Annotated in this window: 28 protein-coding genes; 15 read left to right on the top strand and 13 right to left on the bottom strand. The window is 34.5% G+C overall.

Translation table 11 applies throughout. The annotated features are described in order from the left end of the window. Nucleotides 1–3: 3 nt before the first annotated feature. A complete protein-coding gene (gene gatA, locus QMD61_04375) occupies nt 4–1377 on the bottom strand; it encodes an Asp-tRNA(Asn)/Glu-tRNA(Gln) amidotransferase subunit GatA (protein MDI6723860.1) in 1374 nt (457 codons plus the stop codon). A gap of 169 nt (nt 1378–1546) precedes the next feature. Here gatA and QMD61_04370 point away from each other — a divergent pair, with 169 nt between their 5' ends. From QMD61_04370 to QMD61_04350, 5 genes are all read left to right on the top strand, one after another. Then, nucleotides 1547–2251, top strand: coding sequence for an isoprenylcysteine carboxylmethyltransferase family protein (locus tag QMD61_04370; GenBank protein ID MDI6723859.1), 705 nt, complete (start codon nt 1547–1549; stop codon nt 2249–2251). Nucleotides 2252–2482: 231 nt separating this feature from the next. Continuing rightward, nucleotides 2483–3472, top strand: coding sequence for an alanine dehydrogenase (gene ala / locus QMD61_04365; GenBank protein MDI6723858.1), 990 nt, complete (start codon nt 2483–2485; stop codon nt 3470–3472). A 43-nt stretch (nt 3473–3515) separates the two neighbouring features. Next, on the top strand, nt 3516–3680 hold the full coding sequence (locus QMD61_04360; protein MDI6723857.1) for a hypothetical protein: 165 nt from the start codon (nt 3516–3518) through the stop codon (nt 3678–3680). A gap of 60 nt (nt 3681–3740) precedes the next feature. Then, nucleotides 3741–4388, top strand: a complete 648-nt coding sequence (locus tag QMD61_04355) for a LysE family transporter (protein MDI6723856.1) — start codon at nt 3741–3743, stop codon at nt 4386–4388. Nucleotides 4389–4454: 66 nt separating this feature from the next. Then, nucleotides 4455–5243 carry an HAD family hydrolase gene (locus QMD61_04350; protein MDI6723855.1) on the top strand — a complete coding sequence of 263 codons (789 nt, stop codon included), beginning with the start codon at nt 4455–4457 and terminating at the stop codon, nt 5241–5243. On the opposite strand, the gene QMD61_04345 is transcribed toward QMD61_04350, so the two are convergent. After that, entirely contained in the window at nt 5240–5452 is a 213-nt protein-coding gene (locus tag QMD61_04345; GenBank protein MDI6723854.1) for a hypothetical protein, read from the bottom strand. The two genes, QMD61_04350 and QMD61_04345, sit on opposite strands and share 4 nt — an antisense overlap. Nucleotides 5453–5527: 75 nt before the next feature. Here QMD61_04345 and budA point away from each other — a divergent pair, with 75 nt between their 5' ends. Beyond that, nucleotides 5528–6259: an acetolactate decarboxylase gene (gene budA / locus QMD61_04340; GenBank protein ID MDI6723853.1), complete on the top strand. Its 732-nt coding sequence runs from the start codon at nt 5528–5530 to the stop codon at nt 6257–6259. A gap of 160 nt (nt 6260–6419) precedes the next feature. Further along, entirely contained in the window at nt 6420–6806 is a 387-nt protein-coding gene (locus QMD61_04335; protein MDI6723852.1) for a DUF202 domain-containing protein, read from the top strand. Here QMD61_04335 and QMD61_04330 read toward each other — a convergent pair. Genes QMD61_04330 through QMD61_04320 form a run of 3 tightly spaced genes read right to left on the bottom strand, consistent with a single transcriptional unit; the run spans nt 6803 to nt 9370 of the window. Next, nucleotides 6803–7402, bottom strand: coding sequence for a TMEM175 family protein (locus tag QMD61_04330; protein ID MDI6723851.1), 600 nt, complete (start codon nt 7400–7402; stop codon nt 6803–6805). The genes QMD61_04335 and QMD61_04330 overlap by 4 nt on opposite strands. 49 nt (nt 7403–7451) lie before the next feature. Continuing rightward, entirely contained in the window at nt 7452–8555 is a 1104-nt protein-coding gene (locus QMD61_04325; protein ID MDI6723850.1) for a DUF362 domain-containing protein, read from the bottom strand. Nucleotides 8556–8614: 59 nt separating this feature from the next. Then, on the bottom strand, nt 8615–9370 hold the full coding sequence (locus QMD61_04320; GenBank protein MDI6723849.1) for a sugar phosphate isomerase/epimerase: 756 nt from the start codon (nt 9368–9370) through the stop codon (nt 8615–8617). Between the two features lie 121 nt (nt 9371–9491). Here QMD61_04320 and QMD61_04315 point away from each other — a divergent pair, with 121 nt between their 5' ends. From QMD61_04315 to QMD61_04300, 4 genes are read left to right on the top strand one after another with little or no spacing between them, the layout of a single operon-like run. Further along, complete coding sequence (locus QMD61_04315) at nt 9492–9983, top strand: PadR family transcriptional regulator (protein ID MDI6723848.1); 492 nt, start codon at nt 9492–9494, stop codon at nt 9981–9983. A 5-nt stretch (nt 9984–9988) separates the two neighbouring features. Then, nucleotides 9989–11074, top strand: coding sequence for an ATP-binding cassette domain-containing protein (locus tag QMD61_04310; protein ID MDI6723847.1), 1086 nt, complete (start codon nt 9989–9991; stop codon nt 11072–11074). After that, on the top strand, nt 11074–12276 hold the full coding sequence (locus QMD61_04305) for an ABC transporter permease (GenBank protein MDI6723846.1): 1203 nt from the start codon (nt 11074–11076) through the stop codon (nt 12274–12276). Before QMD61_04310 ends, QMD61_04305 begins: the two co-directional genes overlap by 1 nt. A gap of 29 nt (nt 12277–12305) precedes the next feature. Beyond that, entirely contained in the window at nt 12306–13544 is a 1239-nt protein-coding gene (locus QMD61_04300) for a PQQ-binding-like beta-propeller repeat protein (protein ID MDI6723845.1), read from the top strand. Nucleotides 13545–13808: 264 nt separating this feature from the next. On the opposite strand, the gene albA is transcribed toward QMD61_04300, so the two are convergent. The 7 genes from albA to QMD61_04265 form a co-directional block, all read right to left on the bottom strand. Then, nucleotides 13809–14081: a DNA-binding protein Alba gene (albA, locus tag QMD61_04295; protein MDI6723844.1), complete on the bottom strand. Its 273-nt coding sequence runs from the start codon at nt 14079–14081 to the stop codon at nt 13809–13811. Nucleotides 14082–14455: 374 nt separating this feature from the next. Next, nucleotides 14456–15214, bottom strand: a complete 759-nt coding sequence (locus QMD61_04290) for a response regulator (protein ID MDI6723843.1) — start codon at nt 15212–15214, stop codon at nt 14456–14458. Nucleotides 15215–15308: 94 nt separating this feature from the next. Then, nucleotides 15309–16826, bottom strand: a complete 1518-nt coding sequence (locus tag QMD61_04285; GenBank protein MDI6723842.1) for a 2-isopropylmalate synthase — start codon at nt 16824–16826, stop codon at nt 15309–15311. 114 nt (nt 16827–16940) lie between these two features. Continuing rightward, the gene (locus QMD61_04280; GenBank protein ID MDI6723841.1) at nt 16941–17756 is read right to left on the bottom strand and encodes a DUF63 family protein; all 816 of its coding nucleotides are present in this window, start codon (nt 17754–17756) and stop codon (nt 16941–16943) included. A 36-nt stretch (nt 17757–17792) separates the two neighbouring features. Next, complete coding sequence (locus QMD61_04275; GenBank protein ID MDI6723840.1) at nt 17793–18236, bottom strand: universal stress protein; 444 nt, start codon at nt 18234–18236, stop codon at nt 17793–17795. Nucleotides 18237–18315: 79 nt separating this feature from the next. Further along, on the bottom strand, nt 18316–18966 hold the full coding sequence (locus QMD61_04270; GenBank protein ID MDI6723839.1) for a PHP domain-containing protein: 651 nt from the start codon (nt 18964–18966) through the stop codon (nt 18316–18318). After that, nucleotides 18963–20003 carry a DUF1786 domain-containing protein gene (locus QMD61_04265; GenBank protein ID MDI6723838.1) on the bottom strand — a complete coding sequence of 347 codons (1041 nt, stop codon included), beginning with the start codon at nt 20001–20003 and terminating at the stop codon, nt 18963–18965. The genes QMD61_04270 and QMD61_04265 overlap by 4 nt, the downstream gene beginning before the upstream one ends. 139 nt (nt 20004–20142) lie before the next feature. Between QMD61_04265 and QMD61_04260 the strand changes: the two genes are divergently transcribed. Next, nucleotides 20143–21438: a TrpB-like pyridoxal phosphate-dependent enzyme gene (locus tag QMD61_04260; GenBank protein MDI6723837.1), complete on the top strand. Its 1296-nt coding sequence runs from the start codon at nt 20143–20145 to the stop codon at nt 21436–21438. Between the two features lie 11 nt (nt 21439–21449). Here QMD61_04260 and QMD61_04255 read toward each other — a convergent pair whose 3' ends face one another. Next, complete coding sequence (locus QMD61_04255; GenBank protein ID MDI6723836.1) at nt 21450–21749, bottom strand: hypothetical protein; 300 nt, start codon at nt 21747–21749, stop codon at nt 21450–21452. A gap of 204 nt (nt 21750–21953) precedes the next feature. Here QMD61_04255 and QMD61_04250 point away from each other — a divergent pair, with 204 nt between their 5' ends. From QMD61_04250 to QMD61_04240, 3 genes are all read left to right on the top strand, one after another. After that, complete coding sequence (locus QMD61_04250) at nt 21954–23174, top strand: bifunctional 5,6,7,8-tetrahydromethanopterin hydro-lyase/3-hexulose-6-phosphate synthase (GenBank protein MDI6723835.1); 1221 nt, start codon at nt 21954–21956, stop codon at nt 23172–23174. 131 nt (nt 23175–23305) lie between these two features. Then, entirely contained in the window at nt 23306–23893 is a 588-nt protein-coding gene (locus QMD61_04245; GenBank protein MDI6723834.1) for a flavodoxin family protein, read from the top strand. A 153-nt stretch (nt 23894–24046) separates the two neighbouring features. Continuing rightward, nucleotides 24047–25600, top strand: coding sequence for a flippase (locus tag QMD61_04240; GenBank protein ID MDI6723833.1), 1554 nt, complete (start codon nt 24047–24049; stop codon nt 25598–25600). The last annotated feature ends 29 nt before the right edge of the window (nt 25601–25629 follow it).

Genomic DNA, 25629 nt, shown 5'->3' with positions numbered 1-25629 from the left:
TATTTATTCTATCCTTTCAATTCCTGCCATCAGCTCAATGATCTTGGCATCATCCAGTGGTTTTCCCTGGATTTGAAGACCAACCGGTATTCCATTTACTTCTCCTGCCTTCATACTTCCTGCTGGGATTCCTGCAAGGTTTGCAATAACGGTTAGAACGTCGTAAGCATACATATCCATAGGATTTAATGATTCTCCAAGTTTATGGGGAAGTTTTGGGACAGTTGGACTAATCAGAGCATCAACATCATCTAAAAGGCCTGTGATTTCTCTTCTAATTAACGATCTCGCTTGTAATGCCTTTTTATAGTATTTTCCACTGTATTCTTTCTGGCTGATATACGATCCCATGTGTATTCTTCTTAAAACTTCATCTCCACACACGTCTTCTATTCTGTATCCATATTTTCGGCCATCATATTTTCTTGTTGCTGAGAAGAACTCAACATAGTTTATGAGGTAATAGGTAGGGATGCATAAATCAAGATATTTGAAGCTTAATTCTACTACTTCAGCACCCATCTCGGTCATTTTATCGATGCTCTCTTCAATTATATCCACTATCTTATCATCAGATACATCAAAGAATTCTTTTACTACACCCAGCCTCATTCCTTTTAGAACATCTTGTGATTTTTCAGTTATTCTATCAAAGTTTGGAGTTTCTTTTATAGTTGTACATTCCCTTGGATCATAACCTGCAATGGAATCAAGCATTAAAGCCATTCCAGCAGCGTCCCTAGAAAATGGGCCTATCTGCTCCAGACTCATTGCAAGGTCCAGCAGTCCCTGTCTTGAAACTACCCCATAAGTTGATTTAAATCCCATAACTCCACAGTGAGAGGCGGGATTTCTAATTGAACCACCAGTATCTGATCCCAGAGACAGATCACACATCTCTGCTGCAATTACGGCTGCGCTTCCCCCACTTGAGCCGCCGGGTATTCTTCCAGGAGCTGCAGGATTTTCTGTATATCCAAAATAAGAAGTTTCAGTTGAGCTACCTGCTGCAAACTCATCCATATTAGTTGTACCGAGAATTATACCATCTTCATCCTTTATTCTGTTTATAACTGTGGCATTATAGCTTCCCACATAATTTTCAAGAGTTTTTGAAGCGGCTGTAATTTTAAAGTCCTCGATGTTTATGTTGCTTTTAATTCCAACTGTTAACCCTGCAAGTTTCCCTACTTTTTCGCCTTTTTTAACTTTGGAATCAATTTTTTCAGCACTTTGTACTGCTTCTTCTTCTTTAATTTCTAAGAATGCATTTATTTGAGGGTTTTTCTTTTTTATAACCTTTAAAAATGATTCTAAATTATCTACTGCTGTTATTTCATGATTTTTGATTGATTCTGATTTATCTAAAAGATTCATAGAAACACCTTGAAATTTATGTAAAATTCAGTTTATAAATATTATAACATTCAATTTTATATCCAATATTAAATATTAATGGCTAACTATAAAAACTTAGATTAATTTCACAAAAATTTAGTCAAAAATAAAAATTATGAATGAATATATCTTTCATGAGGAACTTTAAATGAGGAACTTTAAAAATTTTTTACCAAGAATTCTTCTTTTATCCCTTTTTTTAATACCTATAATCTATTTTAACGGTTTTTATTATCACTTCTATGTTTATCTCTCAAGTAATGTAATTACAGGCATTATAACACAACAATGGCACATCGTCATACTCTGTATCCTTCTTTTTATGGCATTTTTAATTCCCCTTTCCTATAGAAGAAAGGCAAACTGGGTAGAATATGGTCTGGTCAGTGCATTTTTCATTTCACTATTTATAGAAATGTATGGAATTCCGCTGACGGTTCTTTTTGCATCAAAGTACTTCTTTACCCCGGGGACACAACTTCCACCAAATATTGTGAATTTCTATTTTTTAGGTGTTGGATTCGGGATGGATATTGCCATGACGTATGGTGCAATTTTGATGCTCATTGGAATGGCAATAATTATTACGGGCTGGATCAAGCTTTACAGGAGCACTAAAGAAGATGGTCTGGTTACAGATGGAATATATGCTTATTCAAGGCATCCGCAGTATTTAGGATTCATTTTGATTATACTGGGATGGCTCTTTGGGTGGCCGACAATTATTACTGTAGTCCTGGCCCCAATATTGATTTATAAATATATAAGAGTATGTAAAACCGAAGAGGAAGAAATTTCAAATGAATTTCCAGAATATAAAGATTATAAAGAGAATGTTCCTCTTTTTATTTAATTTTATGGAAAGATTCTGTATAGAATTAAAATTTAAACTGTAAAAACAATTTTTATTCATAAAATCAGTTTTAAACACATAATAGACATTAGATATGTTTTTAAAAATAATAAATATTTAAATCAATTATTAATTACCATAAATTCACTTTATATGTCTCTTCATGCTCAAATAGTTATATTTAAGCAGTTTTAACAACATAAAGATACAGAGTAAATGTGAGGTGTATCTATGGACACAATCCTTCTAAATCAAAGCCAAATTAAAGAACTTATGAGCATGAAAGAAGTTATTAAAAGTGTTGAAACTGCTTTTCAGGTTCATTCAGAACGTAAAGTTGAAATGCCAGCTAAAGAATATCTTTTCTACAAAAAATTCAGGGGAGATCTGAGGATAATGCCCTGTTTTATCCGGGGGATGAACGAATCTGGAGTCAAATGCGTTAATGTACATCCAGATAACCCCCGTAAACATGGTTTACCAACAGTAATGGCCATAATTGAGCTTGTAGATCCTAAAACAGGTTTTCCAATTTCTATCATGGATGGAACATGGATTACAAATATGAGAACAGGGGCAGCTGCCGGTGTTGCCACAAAACACCTTGCAAGAGATAATTCAGAGATTTTAGGGCTTGTAGGTGCAGGAGTACAGGCACAAACAGGTTTTGAAGCTATAAACGAAGTAATGGACATTAAAGAAGTTAGAGTTTCATGCAGAACATGTGAAACACGTGAAAATTTCGCCAGGCACATCACAGAAAAATATGGAATTGAAGCTAAAGCCACCGAAACAATAAAAGAAGCAGTTGTAGGTGCTGATGTTGTTCTTACCACCACTCCTTCTCGAGAACCCATAGTTAAATCAAAATGGATAGTTCCCGGAACCCACATTAACGCAATGGGTGCGGACGCCCCAGGTAAACAGGAACTGGACAGCCACATGTTTTACAAATCCAAAATATTTATTGACTGCTGGGAACAGGCAAGTCACAGCGGTGAAATCAATATCCCTGTTGCTGAAGGCATTTTAAGAAGAAATGATATTCAGGGAACTCTTGGTAATGTTATTACAGGTAAAGTTCCAGGTAGAACTTCAGATGAAGATATTACAATATTTGATTCAACCGGACTTGCAGTTCAGGACATTGTCACTGCGTGGAACATTTATGAAAAAGCAGTGAAAAATGAAACTGGTCAGAAAATGAATTTTCTTGATTAGTTAAATTTATGTGCATGAAAATCCTAATAAGAGTGGTGATGAAATGTTCCAGGAAAAAATATATCGAAATGACGTACTTAACAAGATGGGACATGTTCTCGAGCGTTTCAGGATTCTAATGCGGACAAACTCAATTAAAAAGGAAGAAATAGAGACAATTGATCATCATTTATCCGAAATCATGAAAGTCTTAAATAAATGTGGTTAATCCTCTATTTCTTTTAATATTATTCTGATTTTTCTTTATAAATTGTTAACTGTGGTTTAATTGATTGAAATAATCCTTTTTGGATTAACATCCTTTGGAGTTGGCCTTTCCGGAGCCCTTGTACCTGGCCCAATGCTTACTGTTACCATATCTGACTCAGTAAAGAAAGGGCCTATTGCGGGTCCTCAAGTAGTTTTAGGCCATATCATGACAGAAAGCGCCATGATGGTTGCCATACTTGCAGGAGTAGGCTGGATTATTGGTTCACAAACTGCAGCACTTATAATTGGAATAATAGGGGGCGCTGTACTCATTTATATGGGTTACAATCTTTCAATATCTTCTAATGAGTTGCACAATACCATTAACAACGTGAATAACTCAAAAAAATCCGGTATTCAACATGGATCTGTTCTCAATGGGATTATTACAAGTTTATCCAATCCATATTTCTTTATCTGGTGGGCAAGTGTCGGATGCGCTTTTATGTATAAGGGACTGGAACTTGCAGGCATTGTGGGTCTTTTAGGATTTATTATAGGTCACTGGTCTGCAGATCTTTCGTGGTACAGCATTATATCATTTTTTTCAAGTCATGGGACAAAGTTAATGAATGATAGAACATACAAAGTTGTAATGAGAGCGTGCGGGATTTTTTTAATCCTCCTGGGAATATATTTTCTATTGAGTGTTTTAAAAATAGTTTAATATAATACTTATTCTTGATTATTTAATATTTAAAGTTATATAACTTACTGGACTTAATTACTAAATATGAAAGCTGTTGTCTTCGATAATTCAGGTACGCTCATAGAAAGATTCAGAGCATTGAAAGATCTGAAAACAGGGTTGATAATTGAGGATATGAGTTCAATAGACATTGTGGATAATGGTGTCAAAAGAGCGCTTGTAGTGCTGCAAACTAACCCTGCAAAATGTATTATAAACGCCAGACCTGACCAGACAATTTATGAGTTCATAAAAAGAAATAAAATTGATTTTGATATCAGCTATTCTGCACATTATATCAAAAAAAATGAACTTCTTGAAGCAATTAAAGAAGATAGCGCAATGGTAAGCGATATACAGGACAGCATAAATGCTGTAGTTGATAAAGAATATAATATACAGATATGCAGTGGATCTGGATTTATAGTGAGCTTAGAAAAGAAAAAAATCGAATTTACAATAACAGCAGGTGGAAAAATCTTCGATGAAGTCCCTGAAGTTATTGATGAACTTAAAAAGCGAAATATTGAAATTTTTATAGCATCAGGAGACAGGAGAGATTCCTTAAAAGAACTTGCAAAATTTTTAAAGCTCCCTAAAGAAAATGTATTCGATACAGCAGATTCATGGAAGAAAATGATGATCATTAAGAAATTAAAAAACAAATATAAAGTTATGATGGTAGGGAACAGTGCCAATGATATACTTGCCCTTAAAGAGGCAGATATTGGTGTTTTAACTCTACAACAAAAAGAAGAAACCCCACAAAAAGTTTATGATGCTGCTGATGTTGTTGTAGGCAATATTAAGGAAATTCTTGATATTGAATTTTAAGATTTTAATCCTTCAATCATTTTTTCCTTCAATTTTTCATCCTGTAACCAGATTTTAACTTCTCTCCACACCTCATTACATTTATCACTGCTTTCTTTACCTATAATTTCTCTTATATGATTATCGATAACTTTTCTATCTTCTTTTGTCTCTGGATTAATTCCTAATTCATTTAGAGTTGATTTCATATATCGAATATAACAGCTCATCCTTTCTCACCTTCAGTTATACATTAAATCAGATGATCAAGTCTTATATATAAGTATATTAATAAAAATAATCATATGGCAAAAAATTATTTTCTCCTTTTATTTGTTCTTATATCTGTTTCTGCAGCACTGCTATTTTACGATGATCCCTCCCCTTCAGAAGAAGATATTTTATTTCAGGTATCAACATTTAAGGATTTATCTGCAGGACATTATGAAGGAATTATAAGTTCAGGGGATTTAAAAATGCATGGTGATGTGGGTATAGGTACTTTTGACGGTCTCGATGGAGAAATGATTGAATTAAACGGCTATATATATCAGGCCAAATCAGATGGGTCTGTTCTTCTTGCTAATAACTCAGATATGATTCCATTTGCCATGGTAACTGATTTTAATCCGGATAAAATATTAGTGGTAAATAAAAGTATGAACTATAAAGAACTTCAACAGTATCTGAATACCACTATTCCTTCCAAGAATTTATTCTATTCATTTAAAGTAATGGGCAGTTTCTCAAGTATTAAAGCCAGAAGCCCTCCTAAACAACATGAACCCTACCCTAATCTTACTGATGCATTGAAAAATCAGTCCATTTTTTATTTTAACAATATCAATGGGACAATGGTTGGATTCTGGTGTCCAGAATCTGCAAGAAGCGTCAATCTCAATGATTATCACTTTCATTTTATCAGTGTGGACAGAAATTCAGGAGGGCATGTTCTGGACGTTGAATTGGATAATGTAATAATAGAAATTGATTATATGCCCAATATTTATGTATTTTCCCCTTCAAAAAATAATTGATGCATTATAACTATTTTATTTTAATATTTGAAAATAAATTTGCCTTATTTTACTTATTTAAGTCTTTAAGAAGGTATAATCATTTTCATAAAGTAATATATTTATATTAAATAGTAAGATAAAATATAAGATCAAATTAATTTTAAATCGGAGGGTTTAATTGAAAAACTACCATCAAGGTGAAGTAGAATACAAGAAAAAACAGACTGATTTAGCACGTAAACAGGTGGTAATGGCCAATGAAAGGACATACAACTCATGGGTGCGCAGCGGTCTCACTGCAGTTGTTGGTGGTTTATTCATAGCCAGATTTTTAGGTGAAGGAGTAAAATCTATTTTAGTAACTGCTATTGGCCTGATATTTATATTATCAAGTATTGGATTTTATATAGTAGGTTACTGGCGTTATAAGCAAGATATAGAAAGAATACATGGTAAAGAAGCTAAAAGGAGCGTTTCAACACGAATAATAATTACTACCAGTGCTGCCCTGATATTCAGTTCAATATTATCCCTGGCTTTAATATATCAGTTCTACTACGCCTAAAAATATCCTATTATTTTTTTAACCAGAGGATGGAAAGCATATGTCAGTGAACTCCAGGAAGGAGTTAAAAAAGAGATAAAAATTGCAATTAAGGATAAAAAGGGCAAAATCAGGTGAATTTTTTGGATTTCATTGATTCTTTCAAGAGTTATCCCCTCATCCATAAAATTTTTCTTTACAGCATAATACCAGGCTAATGCTGGAAAAAAACCGATTAAAAACATGTTAATATGAAAAAATATCGCTGCAGATTGTAGGTGACCATATTCTGAGGTTAGCGATGCTGAAAAAGGTACAAGAGCAACAAATAAAAGCCACATAACTGTTATCTGTAAAAGAGTGGTATTAGTGCGTTTAATTATATAAAATTGTTGGTGGTTCATTCTCCAGAATATTGCAAGAAGAATGAAACTCAATCCATATGCAAAGAATTTCGGCCATAAACCAATTAAAGTGCTCTGCAATGCCACATTACTTACAGTATCTGGCAGTTGAGGAACATCAATAGTCAAAACCAGTAAAGTCATTGCAATTGCAAATATTCCATCTACAAGTGTTTCAATACGATTAGTTGATTCCCATACATCTATTGCCATATTTTAACCTATAGTGATTTAAAACATGATGAAAAACTTTAACATTATTTTATAATATAATTAACTCATAATCCATAGTTCCCAAGCCAATTTCTTCCCCATATTTCATCTGGATATCGCCATCAATTTTTTCATATAGTCCTCTGAATTTATCCTCACCTTTCTCATGATTGTGATTTAAAAGTGAATCGGTAAATCCACATTGTTGATTTACAAGATCATAGCTTGCTGTATCCAGTGCAACAGGATCATATGATGATAATATCCCTATATCTGGAACAATTGGGGAATCGCTCCATGGAACACAATCGCAATCAGGGGTGATATCCATTAAAAAATTAATGTAACAAACTTTATCCCATTTGTTTTTAATTGCCCCATAGGCATATTCTGTCATTTTTTCGATGAACGGCTGTATATTTTCCCAGTCGAGGTCAATTACTGATTCAGGACATACCATTAAGCAGTTATTACAGGCAATACAAGCTTCATAATCTATTTTAGTCCTTCCATTCTCTGTATACATCACAGATACTGGACACGCTGCCATACATTTACCACAACCTATACATCTTTCTGATATTACTGGTTTAGCGCATTCATGTTGCTCTAATTTACCTGCAGGTGAGGCGCATCCCATAGCAAGATTTTTTATGGCTCCTCCAAAACCACTCATCCCATGGCCCTTAAAATGAGAGAGCACAACCATTGAATCTGATTTTTCTATATCCCCTGCAATTTTAACATTTTCGAAGTGTTTTAAATTAATTTCAACCTCTATTTCATTCTCCCCATTAATTCCATCTGCAATTATAATAGGTGCTCCTGAAACTGCATAATCAAATCCATGCAATATTGCTGTATTTAGATGATCAACTGAATTATGCCTACTCCCATAGTAAAGCGTATTTGTATCTGTCAAAAAGGGCTTAGCTCCTGTTTTTTTAACTTCATCAACAATTTGTCTTACAAAAACAGGGTTTATATAGGAATCATTCCCCTTTTCGCCGAAATGAAGTTTAATGGCTGTTAGATCATTTTTTTTGATTATGTTTTCAAATCCTGCAGCTTTGAAAAGTTTTTTAATCTTATTTATTTTGTTTTCCCTACTACTCCTTGATCTAAAATCCGAAAAATATACCTTACTCGCCATCTAACCACCGAAATAAGTTCTAATAACTCTTTAACACATAATATACATTTTTTAGGTTTTTATACAAATCTGTTTGAAAGCAGTAAATCTCTGCTTTTTAAAATGTTTTCATAGTTATTTAACTCAATTATACCTTTATCAACCATATTAAGCAGTTTAAGATCAAATGTTCCTTCTCCTAAAGTCAGATGCTGATCCTTTTTCCCATCATTATCATTTAAGTGATAATATGCTATTTTCTTCATCTTAAAAAAAGATTTTGGGTCATCGCTTGTATTAGCATGTCCTGTATCTACAGTAGCATAAGAACCGCATTCTTCAATAAAAAATTTGTGTTCTTCAGAACTGTTACAGAAATATGCATATCTATTAGGCATATTCTCAACAGAAAATATAATTCCAATATCTTCTGCATAATTATTGGCCTTTGAAAGAGTTTCAATGGAATAGCCCATTCCTAAATTCCTTACTCTATCTTCCAATCTGTGAATTAAACCAGGGTGTGTGGTTATTGCCTTTGCACCAATATGTGACGCAAAATCAATGGTTTCTTCAAGCTGTTTTAATGTTTCTTCCCTTATTCCAGGGTTAAGACTTGCCGGGTTAAGATCTATAGTGGGGGCATGTAGATATACATCAATTTTATATGATTCAAACACTTCAAATTCCTTTTTATCCATCAATAACATGTTTCTGGGCCAGTATGGGCCTTCACACAAAATTTCCATCAGCTGAAAACCGTCTTCTGAAGCTGTTTCTAAAAATTGTTCCAGTGAACTCATAAATAGTGCTAATGTAGAGAATCCTATTTTCATGATATCAATTTTAATGATTTGTCTAATTAAATCATTTGGATCAAAAAATTTATATAGAAAATTGATATATCAAAAATAATTATATCGAAATTTGATACATATGAGAAATGGAGGCAAATATATGGATGATGAAGAGGCGCCGAATAAACCTAATTCTTCTGACATAAAAGATTTAAAAGAAGAAAAATTCCATAAAACGATGCAAGAACATCACAAACTTATGAAAAAAATGTCCAAGTATGAAAAAAAGTTAATGAAAGGCCTGATGAGAGGTTTTGCCAACACAATGATATTATGGCTCATTAGCCAGAAAAAACAACACGGATACGAAATTATGACCAAACTCCATGAATCTACCCCTTATGAAAACAAAATGCCCAGTGCAAGTAAAATATATCCAGTACTGCACGACCTGGAAAAAAATGGACTTATAAAAGGATTCTGGGAACATCATGGGAAGCGAAAAGTGAAATATTACGAAATAACTGAGGAAGGTAAAGAAACCCTTTCCAGATTCAAAGCCATGGCCCAAATTGCAAGAGAAAATAAATCCAGTCTTTGGTTAGAGTTCATTAAGGACATGCTAATTGATAAGGAGGACAATAGGAGCTGAATTATATGAAATATGCTATAGAAACATTCGATCTTACAAAACAGTATGGTGATTTTTTAGCTGTTGATGCTCTCAACATGAAAGTTAAAGATAAAACCATATTCGGATTTTTAGGTCCGAATGGTGCTGGAAAAACAACCACCATAAAAATGCTTACCTGTTTAATTTTTCCAACATCAGGAACCGCCAATGTAGCGGGATATGATGTTTTAAAGAATCCTGATGAAGTTAGGCAACAAATAGGAATGGTACCTCAGCTTGTTAGTCTTTATGCAGATCTTACAGTTAAAGAAAATGTATATCTCTGCGCTGACTACTATGGACTTCCCTCAGATCTTAAAGAAAGCAGAGCAGCCGAACTAATGGAAATGGTAGACATAAAATATGCTGAAGACAAGCTTGTAAAACAGCTTTCTGGAGGTATGAAGCAAAAAGCTTCAGTAGTTGCAAGTTTAATACATCAACCAGATATTTTATTCTTAGATGAGCCTACAATAGGTTTAGATCCAACAACAAAGAGAGTTTTATGGGACCTGGTTGAAGAACTAAACGCAGAGGGCCATACAATAATATTATGTTCACATGACATGTACGAAGTAGAATTACTCTGTGATGATGTAGGAATTATCAATCAAGGTAGACTTGCTGCATTTGATACTCCACAAGGGCTTAAAGATACCATGATTAAAGAAATAAAAGAAGAACGAGGACCAATTACTTCAAACGTTTCTGAAGCCCTTGAAAAAATACTTGAAGAAACCGATCCTGAAAATAAAACGGTGATTGAACACATGAAAGATAATATGGGGGATGAAGACCTTAATTTAAAAGAGTTAAGTGTGATGATAAATAACAAGGACGAAGAAATGTTGAGTCATCTTAATAATTTACCAATAGTTCATGATGTTAAAGAACATGCCTCTGGAAGAATAACTATGGATATAGATGACGAAGATGATGCAATAACCAAGGTCATAGCAGATATAATTAAATTTGGAGGAAATATCACGTCCATAGCTACAAAAGACCCTTCCTTAGAAGAAGTTTTCATGAGGGTTACCTCTAAAAAGACACAAGGAGGTGTAGAATAATGGTTGAAACTAAAAAAATCATGTGGATGATTAAAAAGGATCTTCTGGTTCTATGGAGGCATAAACCACGTTTAATTTCAATATTCTTATTCCCCATAATTATGATAACCCTCTTTGGTTATGGTATGGGAGGAGAACTGGAAAATATTCCTGTTGTTGTAGTAGAACAAAGTCATGGCCAGGTAACTGATGTTACACTTAATGCGATTAAGGAAATGGGCCTTTATGACGTTAAAGATATAATAACAGACCCTGATAAAGCAAAACAGATGGTTGAAAGCGGTGAAGTCAGAGCAGCCATAATTTTACCTTCAAATTATGACGATATGACGGATACAAAACCAAAAAGTGTATTATTTGAAGTTGATTCGTCAGACCAGATGGCGACTACTGCAGTTCTTCCAGCTACACAGGCACTTTTTAATCAAATTTCAGTTGAATTAGGAATGCAAAAGCTAGAAGCCATGAATCTAACACCTTCCCAACCCTCAGCAGCAGCCATACAAGTACAGCAAAGTTCTGTTCAAGCGCAGCAGCAATCTCTTGATATAAAAAGTATAATGAACTCCATTAATTTCCAGATTAACAGATTATATGGAGATATTGCATACATAGACTTTCTGGTGCCTGCAATTCTGGCCATGACCGTGATGATGGGGGCTATGATGAGCATGGGAGAGTCACTGGCAGGGGAACGTGAACGGGGAGAGCTAGCCAGACTATTTATGACCCCTACTAGTGTTGCTACTGTAGTAGGTGGTAAAATCATATCAAGATTAGTTATTCAAACTGCTACGGCTCTGGTACTGATTGGAGCGGCTATGGTATTGTTTAACATTACTATAAACGGTAGCATGTTACTTACGATATTCCTGCTTGTAATTACGGCATTATGTTTTGTAGGTTTTGGTATAATGGTTTCTGCCAGGGTCAGTACCCAGGAAGACTATGTCCAGATGGTGATGCCTTTCTCCATGCCTATGATGTTTGTATCCGGTGTTTTCTACCCCATCGAAACCATGCCCTGGATATTCCAGAAAATAGCTTATATAGCACCTTTAACCTATGCCAATAACGCTCTGAGAGGTGTAATGTTACAAGGAGCAGGTATTGGGGATATATGGATGGAAATAGCGGTGCTTTTAGGATTTACAGCTCTGTTTTTCGCACTGGGAGTTACCAGATTTAACAGAGACATTTAAAAAGTTTGATAAAAATTTAGGTGATTAAATTGTTCGAAAAAAAGAATATACTCATTGGATTTATTATAATGTGCATTTTAGCAGGCCCATTTACAATTGCACCAGTTACAGCACAGGATTGGAACATGTTCCATGCAAATCTGGATCACACAGGCTATCTGGATGAAGCTTCAGATTTTGTTCCTGAATCCTGGCTTTTCAAAGCTAATGGGGCCATAAAATCTTCTCCTGCGATTTCAGATAAAATCCTGTATTTCGGTTCTGTAGATGGGAGTTTCTATGCCTTAAATTTAGAGGATGGTACAAGGGTCTGGGATTATAAAACAGGGGGAGATATAATTTCATCCCCAGTTATTAATGGAGATAATGTATACTTTGGTTCAAAAGATGGTTATCTTTATGCCCTAAATAAGAAAAATGGAGATTCTATCTGGAAATATAAAACAGGGAATGGTGTTGAATCCTCTCCCGCAATATATAATGGAACCATCTATGTTGGATCTAATGACAAGCGTTTATATGCCATATATACTAAAAACGGTACAATGAAATGGGAGTTTGAAAGCAAAAATGATATAAAATCTGCTCCCGCAGTTTACAATGGAAGCATTTACTTTGGATCAGATGATGGAAAAATATATGCATTAAATACCGAAGATGGTAAAAAAATATGGGAATTTGATACTGGTAGCGCAGTAAGATCTTCTCCAGCCATTAGAAATAATGTATTATATGAAGGTACGGATAATGGAGTGTTTTATGCACTAAATACAAATGATGGATCTGTTAAATGGTCATATAATTTTGGAGACCCTATTAAATCATCCCCACTTCTTGATTCAAATGACAACAGCCTTTTTATAGGAGCAGATAATGGAAACATTACCTGTCTGGATATGAGGAATGGAAAGCTGAAATGGTCAGCAAATGTAGGTAATGTAAAATCAACACCCGCACTCATGGGTGACTACATTGTAGTAAGTTCTGATAGTGGAACTGTCTATATTTTAAATAAATTCAGTGGTAAAGAAGAATGGAGTTATTCACCCGGCTATTATTTGTTTAATACACCATTTACATCATCTCCAATAGTATATGGTGATGATATTTACGTAGGTGGCGAAGATGGATACCTCTACGCACTGGATAATGAGAAAAAAACAGGCCCAACTTCAGAGTATTTATACTACATTGTTGGTATAGTGGCCGGAATAATAATTGCTTTAATAGTAATTAGGGCCATTATCATGCGTAGAAAGAAAGAATAAGCATATATTTGTTTGAAGATGGAATAAAATCCATCTATAATTTATTTTTTAATAAAATTAATTTTATAGTTTTAAAATTATAAAAAGTTGAAAATATAGTTGATAAAGTAATCAAAACCTCAAAATCTTCGATTTTGGGTTCAGAAAATACTGGGTATTTTCTTCAACCTCAAAAAATTAAAAAATTTTTTGGGTGCAAAAATCTATGATTTTTGGCATGAAAATGAAACCTAAAAGGTTTCAGTTTGGAGTTATTTTACTGATTTACTTGCAAAGCTGTATCTCAATAGCTGAAACATTTGTAGCTGTGCCTTCGTTGCTCATTATTTCTTCTGTGCATATATCAATATTGCCTATATCAACATCAGATATAAACCTATTTCTAACGATTTCAGCAACATCTACAGCTCTACTTATAGCTCTTCCTCTTGCCTTTAAAATTACTTCTGAAGTTCCACCGTTCATCTGTGTTACAACAGCTAAAACGTAGTTCATTACGGGTTTATTTCCAATGTATACAACATTTTCCTCTGACATCACTTTAACCTCCAAAAACTTCGTTTTTGGTGTTTAGAAAATCTACGATTTTCTTAAACCTCCAAAAAACTCAAAGAATTTTTGGGGGGTTCAGAAAAATCCTAAAGGATTTTTCTTCAACCTCCAAAGAATAACCATATTAATATGGCCTTATATTATTATTATAATCTTGTAATTAATATATATAGTTTATGTTTTTTATTTCTCTTTTTGAGACTTCAAAGTAAATAATTGAAGGATTTTTTATTTATAAAATTTAAATATTGTCTTAATACCCTTTAAAAGGATATTTTAGTTATAATATCAAAATTAAAACAATTTAAAGAATAAAAATAATAAAAATTAAGGTATTGGAAAATAATTTAGAACAAACATCACATAAAATCCCTGAATATTATGGAGAATCCAATAATGTTATCCATTTCATCCCTAACAGAGCTAATATTGCCCCTTATTGTAATATCAGTCCCATCAACGGGTTTTTTAATAACTTTATCAAAGAAACTTATTGAAAGATCCTGTGCCTCGTTCATCTGACGTATTTCTTTACTTAAGACCCCCAATACGTCTTCCAGGTTCTTACCCATAGCATCCCCTTTTAAATGTCCCGTTATATCTTCAGCTGCTGGATTCATAAATTTAATCTGCCCCTTAGAATTCGTGGTGATTACGGAATCATTTATATTGTTAAGTATTGTCCGAAACCATTGCTCATGATTCCTTAATTGTTTTTCTATCTTATTCTTGTACAGTGTTATTTCAATTGCAGTATGCAGTTCACTCTCCTCAAAAGGTTTATGGATAAATCCAAATGGTTCTTTAAGGATATATCCTGAAGGTTCAGTGATTTTAGCTCTCTGCACCGTAAAAGTATCGGAATATGCAGTTAAATATATTACTGGTATCCCATAATCCTCCCTAATTATTTCTGCAGCCTCTATACCATCCATTTCACCATCAAGTCGGATATCCATGAGAATCAAGTCAGGCCGAGACTCTTCAGCTTTTTTAATTGCTTCCTCACCAGAAGATACCAAAGCAGGGACCCTGTAACCCGCGCTTTCCAACGCTCCCTTTATGTCCTCTGCGGTGATTCTTTCATCTTCGACTATTAGAATCCTGGCACTACCCATTGTTAATTCTCCGTATATTCTAATTTAAATAAGTATATTATAATACATATTAATACCTTTTTCATGTAATATAATTCAAAATATTGGATATCTATTATCTTAATATCAGTATCTTATTTATAGCGTCTAATACTGCTTCTACACTGGCCATGACTATGTCTTCTGTTGTAGATCTTCCAGTTGCACGATTTCCTTCTTTATCTCCCATTATCACAAATACCTCTGCAAGAGCGTTTGTACCGCCAGTTATGGCTTCTATATTATATTCTTGAAGTTCTATATCTGCTATATCGCCTACAACGCTTTGAATAGCATTTATTGCTGCATCTACAGGTCCAACACCAGTTTTTGCTGCTGTTTTTATTTCTCCCCCAATATTGAGTTTTACGGTAGCTGTAGGCATTACGATGTTTCCAGTCATTACAGAGAAGCCTTCAAGTTTTACAATCTCTTCTTTTGCTTTTCCAATTATGCTCTCAGCTAAAGCTTTTAAATCTGCATCTGTAACACATTTACCTTTATCTCCAAGAGATTTAACCTGATCAAAAACCTTTTCAAATTGGTCTTTAGTTAAATCTATACCATATTCATCAAGTTTTGATTTAATGGCTTTTGCACCGGTATGTTTTCCTAGAACAATTCTTCTTGTGTGTCCAACCATTTCAGGAGTTATAGGTTCATAGGTCTCTGCTTTTGCAAGTACGCCGTGTACATGAATTCCTGCTTCATGTGCAAAGGCATTTTCTCCCACTATGGCTTTATTTGGGGGCATTTTGATTCCAGTAATTCTTGCCACAAATTCAGATAGATTTACAAGCCTTTCCGTTTTTATATTCATTTCAATGCCATATTCAGTGATTAATGACATTACAACCTCTTCTAAGGATGCATTTCCCGCTCTTTCGCCTAATCCATTTATGGTTGCATGTACCTGGCTGGCCCCTGCTTCTATAGAGATGAGAGAGTTTGCAACTGCAAGGCCGAAGTCATCGTGGCAGTGAACGCTTATTGGAATGCTTAAATATTCGTTAAGGTGGCTTATAAGCCATTTCATGGAAGTTGGGACCATTACTCCAACTGTATCCGGCACATTTATGTAATCTGCACCTGCATCTTCAACGGATTTATATATTTCTTTTAGATAATCGAATTCTGTTCTTGTGGCGTCCTCTGCTGAAAATTCAGCTATGATTCCATGATCTTTTATGTACTCCACAGCATCTACTGCTTTAACTAAAATGTCTTCTTTACTCATTTTAAGCTTGTATTTTCGGTGTAAAGGGGATGTTCCCACAAATGTATGTATATAGTCAACGCCGCTGTCAATAGCTGCATCTAAATCTTCTTTTAATACTCTTGCCAAACCACAGAGCTGAGCATCAAGACCCAGTTTCAGAATTTCACGTGCTGCTTCTTTTTCACCGCTTGAAGCTGCTGGGAATCCTGCTTCTATTACATTAACACCAAGTTCATCGAGTCTTTTTGCAATTCTTATCTTTTCATCTACTGTAATTGCGACTCCTGGTGTTTGTTCGCCGTCTCTTAGTGTCGTATCGAATATTCTTACCGTTTTCGGTAGATTCATTTTGTTTTTTACCTTTTCTATATACATAAAATATTTCTCCTTTGGTTTGGCTGTATAATTGTATTGGAATACCTTAATAAAAAAATATTGATAATTTTGATGAAATTTTAGAGAAATTCAGATTAAGCCTTAATCCCAAAACTAAGCACCAATAATAAGACTTAATGAATTTCTGAGGCCAGGTGCAAGGCCCAAAATAAATATTGCAAGCTTCAACATATTTGAAATGGTCTTATCTTCAATATATTCATCAATTACATAAAGTGCTGCCAAAATAACAACTATTTTTAATGGAAACATTACAAATGCAGTTCCTGCAAGGTTTGTAAGGGCATTTGGGAGTACATGCTGCTCTCCATAGCCATAAAAGTCAACAGCCATAAATGTAGAAGCTGCATCGAATAAATGAGCCAGCAGAGCACTTAAATTAAGTTTATCCTTTAGAAGATCCCATTTATTTCTTAAAATGATAAAAATAGATGATACCGCTCCCCATGATATGATGATTCCTAAAAACGCGGTTAGATTAATGTGATTAATGTAAAGAATATTTGGAATGCATAAAATAACCCCTACAATAATCATTAAATATCTAAAATCAAAATCAGTTTTCTTTTCAATATAAACTGATATTAGAAGAGTAATAATAGTCACTAACCCGGTTAAAATGTAAATTCCAGGAGTTACAAGCCATAGAACAAGCGGATAAATTCCATTATCTACAAGAGCCCTTGCGCTTGATCCAAAGAAAATAAAAGGAATTACAGGGATTAAAAGATCTTTTGGGTCTTTTTTTATGTATTTAAACATTTTTATAACTATTATCACTGCAATACCCAGTATTATGCCGAAAACAATAGTATTTAGCAGTGTGTAGCCGGGATGAAGATAAAGAAAATTATCCTGGATAAATTTTGAAAGTTCAGTGAGCATAGACTTAATAGATGCTTTATTCATTTAAATTTTATCGGTGCAGATAAAGTAAAAATTAATTTACGAGATTACATTTACTGGAACCCTTGCTTTTCTTACCACTCTATCAGTGGTGCTTCCAATTATGAACTTTTCTATGCTGTGTTTACCTGATTTACCCATTATTACCTGATCTATACCTTCTTCCTCAATGGTTTTAAGTATAACATCTGCAGGTTTTCCTTCTTTGATTTTAGTGATTAAATTAACATCTCTACAGTATCCTTCACATTTAGCATCTTCAATTTTTTGTCTGAATTTCTCAACTGTCCTTTTTCCTTCTTCTCTTAAATTTTTTTTCAGCTGTTCCCTTAAATCCTGCTGTGGTAATGCTTTCAAATAATCAATATCAATTACGTATAATACAATTATATCATCGCCAAGACCTGCTGTGGTAATAGCATGTTCTCCTGCTGTTTCTGCCTGTTTTGATCCATCTGTGGGTACTAATATTTTTTGAACCATGACCTACCTCCTAATATATCTAATAACTGAAATAAAATGTAACAATCAGGTTAACTTGATTAGTAGCATGACATTAAACTTATTGTATTTTTTTAATCTTTTTATTGATAACTTCCTTCAATATCAAAGGTAAAGGAGTTCTATCCCCATATACATTGGTCTTTCCCGATAAAATACCATCAATTATACTTTCAACAGAAAAATCTGCCTCCAATTCTGTTACACAGCTCCCAATAGCCCCTAAAAAGTGGGCATCGCTTGCTCCAAGTTGAGGAATCCCTCTGTCTTCAGCAAGTTTTTTTGCTCGCCAATTTGAATAACCGAAAATATAACGGGAATTTAGTGTTTCAACTGCATCTACATCCAGATCTTTAATTACATCGCATAGTCCTTCCCTATAACGTACGAATGGATGTGGAGCTATCGCTATTCCTCCCATATCTCTAATTGCTTCTATAGTATCTTCTGGAGACATATAGGATTTGATTTCTTCAGTTATGCCAAGGGCAACTATATGGCCCTTTTTTGTGCTTACTTCCATTGCAGGGATAACTATAAAGTCATCGAAATCTCCTGAATTTTCAATTCCACATATAGATCCTTTAATTGAGTTATGATCTGCAATTGCAATTGCATCTAAACCTATTTTTCTTGAATATTCCACTATTTCCTTTGGGGTCATTCTGGAATCACTGGAATATATACTGTGAATATGTGGGTCTAATATCATCTAATTTCTCCATTGTTTAGCATAATTGCTTTTATAAGGCCTGCAGGTCCTGTCATCATTACATCTCCTGCAGGGGCCGCATAGTGTACATTAAAATCTGTTTCTTCTAATATCTTTCGGCGAGGTCCTGTTGCGATTACTGCTTCAAATTCGCCTATTGGGGCCAATGACCATGCTCCATGACCATGATCACTGTGTACTTCTTCATGGGTTATTGTTCCTTTTGCAAGTTTATTTACATATTTTTCTATCTTTTCAGGAGTTAAACTACGCGTATGGTGTTCAAAAACTCCATATATTTCACCATTATCAAATGCAGCTGCCAATGTATGCCCATTTCCTATATCCATTACTATAAATTTTTTAAGTGTTTTAACGTAACGGTCGCATGTTGCTCCACAAACAGATGCAAATTTTGAATCCATTACAGATAGATTGTATTTTTTAAACATCCTGAATACTGCATTAATCCTTGTAAAATAGTCTGGTGCATTACCAAAGTATGCAAATTGTTCAGGTTTTTTAGGTGTGTCTAATATTTCCTTTATTTTCATGAATCTAAAGTTTCGATCCCCCATTCCCTCCATATATCCATGATCCTGGACTGCTATTCCCAAGAAATCAAAATCAGGTTCTACATCAAATTTAGATAATGCTTCTTTTATTGATTCTAAATCAACATCTTTAAGTTCTATATTTTTAAGGTCTTTATATCCTTCAGCTTCATTTTGAGATATTATATTAATTCCAGTGGATTTAACATATTCTAAATTATCTCTTACTGTCCTTGCAGCGTATTCTGTCATATAAACCTTGTATCCTTTGTCTATATGGTCTTTTATTGCCCTATTTACAGGACCTCCGCCCATAGTTTCCCCGTTTATAAATAAATCTTCATTACTCTTTCTTATTTTATTTGCGATTATTTTGGTTGGAGAGGGCATCACCAATTTTGGTGAGTTTTCTATAGGCTGTGTGGAATCATAAAACATTATATCCTGGGTTCCAACACCCACATCAACTGTTAAAATCTTCATGCTATTATATTTAATTTTATATCATATGAAATCATAGGAATTAAATAACTACAAGTAAATTATAGTACAAATATGTACGACAAAGATTTAAATAGTACCCTAAGGTCATATATTATATATAAAGAGAGATGGTGATTAGATGTATAAAGTTACATTATCAGAGAAAGAAATTCCAAAAAAATGGTATAACATAGTAGCAGACTTACCTGTAGAACCACCAATGCCCGATCAAACAGAAGAGGGGCGACAGATTGAAAGTTTACCAAAAATATTTTCTAAAGGCGTTTTAGAACAGGAAATGTCCACAGACCGGTGGATTGAAATTCCAAAGGAAGTAAGAAAAGTATATAAAATGATTGGAAGACCAAGCCCACTATTCAGAGCAACCGGACTTGAAGATTATCTTGATACTCCTGCAAAGATTTATTATAAAAGGGAAGACTATTCACCAACAGGAAGCCATAAACTAAATACGGCCATTGCACAGGCATATTATGCTAAGCAAGATGGTGTAGAACGACTTACAACAGAAACAGGTGCCGGACAATGGGGTACAGCGTTATCACTTGCATGTTCCATGATGGGCCTTGATTGTACTGTTTACATGGTTAAAGTTTCATTTGAACAAAAACCATACAGAAAAACAATAATGCAGGTCTACGACGGAGAAGTTATACCTTCACCAAGTGATAGAACCGAATTTGGAAGAAAAATTTTAGCTGAAACCCCTGACCACCCAGGATCCCTAGGAATTGCCATATCTGAAGCAATGGAACAGGCATTAAATGATGAAAAGACATATTATTCACTTGGAAGTGTTTTAAACCACGTTATGTTGCATCAAACCGTTATAGGTCTTGAAACCAAGAAACAAATGGAAAAAATTGGTGAAGATCCTGATACAATTGTTGGATGTGTAGGTGGTGGAAGTAACTTCGCTGGAGCCACATTCCCATTCATTAAAGATCAGCTTGATGAAAAGATTGATTGCAAATTCATTGCAGCAGAGCCTTCATCATGCCCAACACTTACAAAAGGAGAATATAAATACGACTTTGGTGATACAGCCGGTTTAACACCGCTTCTTAAAATGTACACCCTTGGGCATGATTTCGTGCCTCCATCTGTACATGCAGGGGGCCTCCGTTACCATGGAATGTCATCATTAGTATCATTACTTGTACATGAAGGAATTGTAGAAGCCCGTTCAGTAGAACAGGAAGACATATTCAAGAGCGGTACCACCTTTGCCAAATGTGAAGGAGTAGTTCCAGCTCCAGAAACCTGTCACGCAATAAAAGTAGGAATAGACGAAGCATTAGAGTGTAAGAAAAATAAAGAAGAGAAAAACATCATAATCAACTTTTCAGGACACGGAATGCTCGACCTTAAAGGATACGATGATTACATAAACGGTACTCTTAAAGGTAAATAATTCCTTTCCCTTTATTTTTTTCTTAATTCATGCTTGTAATCATCTATTACAACTTCGTTAATGGCAACATTAAACCATTCTATAAATCTTCTGGCTTCTTTTTCCATAGAATCCTCATTACCAACTTCTGAAGGTTCTAATTCCACGCCAATTAAAGCTGTTTCATCTGATTCATTATATTTATAGGAAGTTTTTCTGTCGTAATGTCCAACTACAATTCCAAGCATTTTTTCGTATACTTTGTTAATTTCATCAGCTATAAACAGTAATTCTTTTTTATTCTGACTGGATTCTTTAAGATATCTTATCATTTTTAACACAACCCTACGATCTTAAGTATGACTTTGTATTATATATTTATGATTATTATTAATTAGTCTTCTGAATTTGATGCAGAATTTATAAATTCACCCATTCAAAGAGAATAATTAGAATTATTAGAATTTCAAAAAACTAAAACTATTTTAAACTGTAAGAATTATACAATATTTTAGAGTAAATGGAGGATAACAACTATGTATCTTATAGGAGAAGCTTTAATAGGAAGCGGAAATGAAATAGCTCACGTTGATTTAGTAATCGGAGATAAAAACGGCCCTGCAGGGGCAGCATTAGTTAATAGTTTAACACAACTTTCAATAGGACACACACCACTTCTTTCAGTTATTAGACCTAACCTAATGACAAAACCAGCTACAGTAATCATACCTAAAGTAACTGTATGCTGTTTAGAAGATGCAAACAAGATATTTGGCCCAGCTCAAACTGCTGTAGGTAGAGCTGTTGCAGATGCCGTAGAAGAAGGGTTAATCCCCGAAGATAAAGTAGAAGACATCGTGATCCTTGCTTCAATCTTCATACACCCTGAAGCAGAAGATTACCGTAAAATTTATCAATACAACTATGGGGCAACCAAATTGGCAATAAGAAGAGCAATGGAAGAATATCCAACAGCAAACAAAGTTTTAGCAGAAAAAGACCGTGGAACACATGCAATAATGGGCTTTAAAGTAGTAAGACTATGGAACCCGCCATACTTACAGGTTGCACTTGATTTAGACAATATGGATGAAATGGAGAGAATTATAAAGAGCCTTCCAGACAGAGAAAGGATATTACTTGAAGCAGGGACACCGCTGGTTAAAAAATTCGGTGTGGGCATAGTAAGTAAAATCAGAGAACTCAGGAAAGATGCATTCATTATTGCAGATCTTAAAACCCTTGATGTAGGAAGAATAGAAGTTAAAATGGCTGCAGACGAAACTGCTGATGCTGTTGCAATCTCTGGACTTGGAACCATCGAATCCATTGAAAAAGCAATCCATGAAGCAATGAAACAGGGAATATACTCCATTTTAGACATGATGAACGTGGATAATTTCGTTGAAAAGCTTCAATCCCTCAGATACAAACCAGACATCGTATTATTACACAGAAATGTTGACTTGGAAACAATGGCAGCCGAAAGAGGAGAAGAACTAGGAGAAGTCACTGAATGGGGTAATATCAACCAGATTAAAGAAATTCTTGGTAAAGGAAAACGTGTAGCAGTTGCAGGTGGAATAACTCCTAATAAAGTCAATATGGCACTTACAAATGGTGCAGACATCATTGTTGTAGGAAGGTACATCATTGGTTCAAGAGACGTAAGACGTGCAGCTGAAGACTTCTTAGAGCATATGCCCCAAGATCCAGACACAATGAGGCTTGCTCTGGATGAAGACGAGTCAATTTAAAAAAAGAATTTAATTTATTTTTAATTTTGCATAGATCACTCTATGCTAAACCTATTTTTATTTAATTAACTTTTTTTATCAGAGCAAGACTTATCTTTCAGATTAACTATACTATATTCTGGAGGATTAATATGATTGTTGGAATATGTGGAAGTCCACGGCAGCAGGCCACTGATTTTGTAACAAAAGAAGCTCTAAAGATGCTTGAAAAAAAAGGTTTTGAAACCAGCTATTTTAGTACAAGAGGAAAAGATATCGCTCCCTGTATGCACTGTGATTACTGTATAAGGGAAAAAGAGTGTATTAAAAAAGATGATATGTATGAAGTCTACAGCTTAATCAAAGATTGCGAAGGGCTAATAATGGCTTCCCCCTGCTATAACGGCGGAATAAGTGCACAATTAAAAGCAGTTATGGACAGGACTAGAGCAATGGGTGCAGCTGATATCGATTTTTTAAGAAATAAGGTTGGTATGGCCATTGCAGTTGGAGGAGATAGAGCTGGAGGCCAGGAACTTGCAATCCAACAGATCATTACCTATTATGTCCTCACTGGAGCCATACCCGTAAGCGGAGGAGCATGGGGTGCAAATTTAGGTGCCTCATTTTGGTCAAAAGACACTCTCCAAGGGGTTAAAGAAGATAAAGAAGGATTTAAATCCCTTAAAAAAACTGTAAATAAATTTGCTGAGTTTTTAGAGAACATTGAAATAGAATAAATCTTCTGACACAATTAATTTTTAAAATACTTTTTTGTACTATAGAATTATTTTAGATGCTGATTTGAGCAAGACATTTATATCAGATGAATCACTAATCAATTAAATCTGTTAATTGCTGATTTTTTACATGTTATTATTTTTGGTGAGTCAATGGGAAATTCAGGTAAAAATTCAAAGATACTCAAAGGAAGCCTTTTAATGATGGTCAGCTACCTGTTCTTTCGAGCTGGTGGCTACATCTACAGAGCCATATTAACCAGGATGCTTGAACCTGCCGGATATGGTCTTGTAGGCCTTACATTGCCATTACAAGGTATTTTTCAGTCATTGTCGTCAGTAGGATTCCAGCCTGCAATTGCTAAATTTGTAGCACAGCATAATGCTGTTAACGAAGAAGATATATCAAGACAGGTGATTATAACTTCCCTTAAATTTATGATGATTTCAGGTACGCTTATTGGTCTTCTCATATTCTTTTCTGCTGACTGGATAGCGAATTTTTATTTCCATAAACCAGCTATGGTTTATCCTCTTCAAGCTGTTTCACTTATAACCCCATTTAGTGTTATAGTTAGCGTCTTTAGAGGTTCATTTCAGGGTTTTTTTAAGATGGAATTTATCGTGGCAAGCCGTGCAGTAGAACAAATAGGCATGATTAGTATTGCTGTTATATTAGTTTCTATCGGCTTTTATGCAGCTGGGGCAGTACTTGGAACTGGATTTGGATTTATGGCTTCAGCCATAGTTTCTTTTATCCTTTTCAAGAAATACATTTGGGTACATTTTCCACAACCTGCTACCAAAATTAGCTTTAAGGATGAACTGATACTTCTTAAGACTATTTTAACCTTTTCAATACCCATAGCAATAACAGGTCTTTCTGAAATGGGTATATATGATGTAGGACCCCTTGTTATTGGTAGATATTTGACTGTAGAAGATGCAGCGTACTATACAACCGCAGATCCTATTGCAAGACTCCCCCTCATAATTTCGCTTTCTGTAGCAGCCGTGATTCTTCCTGCAGCTTCCGAAGCTGCAAGTTTAAAGGATAAAAAGCTTCTTGAAACTTACATAACCCAGTCCTATCGTTATGTAGTCCTATTAGTACTCCCCATTTGTGTTGGAATTGCAATATTTGCACGACCTCTACTTAGCTTGTTGTTTGACCCTAAATATATTTTTGGAGCTCCTGCTCTGAGTATTCTCGTATTTGGAATGACATTTTACACACTTTTCATGGTATCATCAAGTATAGTGCAGGGAATTGGATATCCAAGGCTTCCCATGTATATTATGCTTGTAGGAACAGCGATCAATATTGGATTGAACTTCCTTATGGTCCCATTATATGGACTTATTGGAGCTGCTGTTGCAACAACCATAGTTACATTTTTAATAATGACTGCAATACTGTGGAAAACAATACAGCTGACTGGAGTAGGGCTTCCATATATTGATTTCGCTAAAATAGGATTTACATCAATTATTATGGGTTTACCCTTAATCTTATTACCTCAAACATATATTGGACTCTTTGTAGCCATTATAATTTCTCCAATCATATTTACAATCGTTTTTGCAGTTATAGGTGGATTTACAAAAAGAGATTTAAGAATGCTTCAAAGGTATGGAAATAAATTCGGACCTCTTTCTGGAGTATTAGAAATAATAGTTAAATTTATAGAAAGATTTGCAAAATAAAATAATAGATAATTCATTTATGTGAAGAG

Source organism: Methanobacterium sp. (assembly GCA_030017655.1).
In the GTDB taxonomy this organism is placed as follows: domain Archaea; phylum Methanobacteriota; class Methanobacteria; order Methanobacteriales; family Methanobacteriaceae; genus Methanobacterium_D.
The sequence above is the reverse complement of the archived record's forward strand: the minus strand, read 5'-3'. Positions and strand labels throughout refer to the sequence as shown.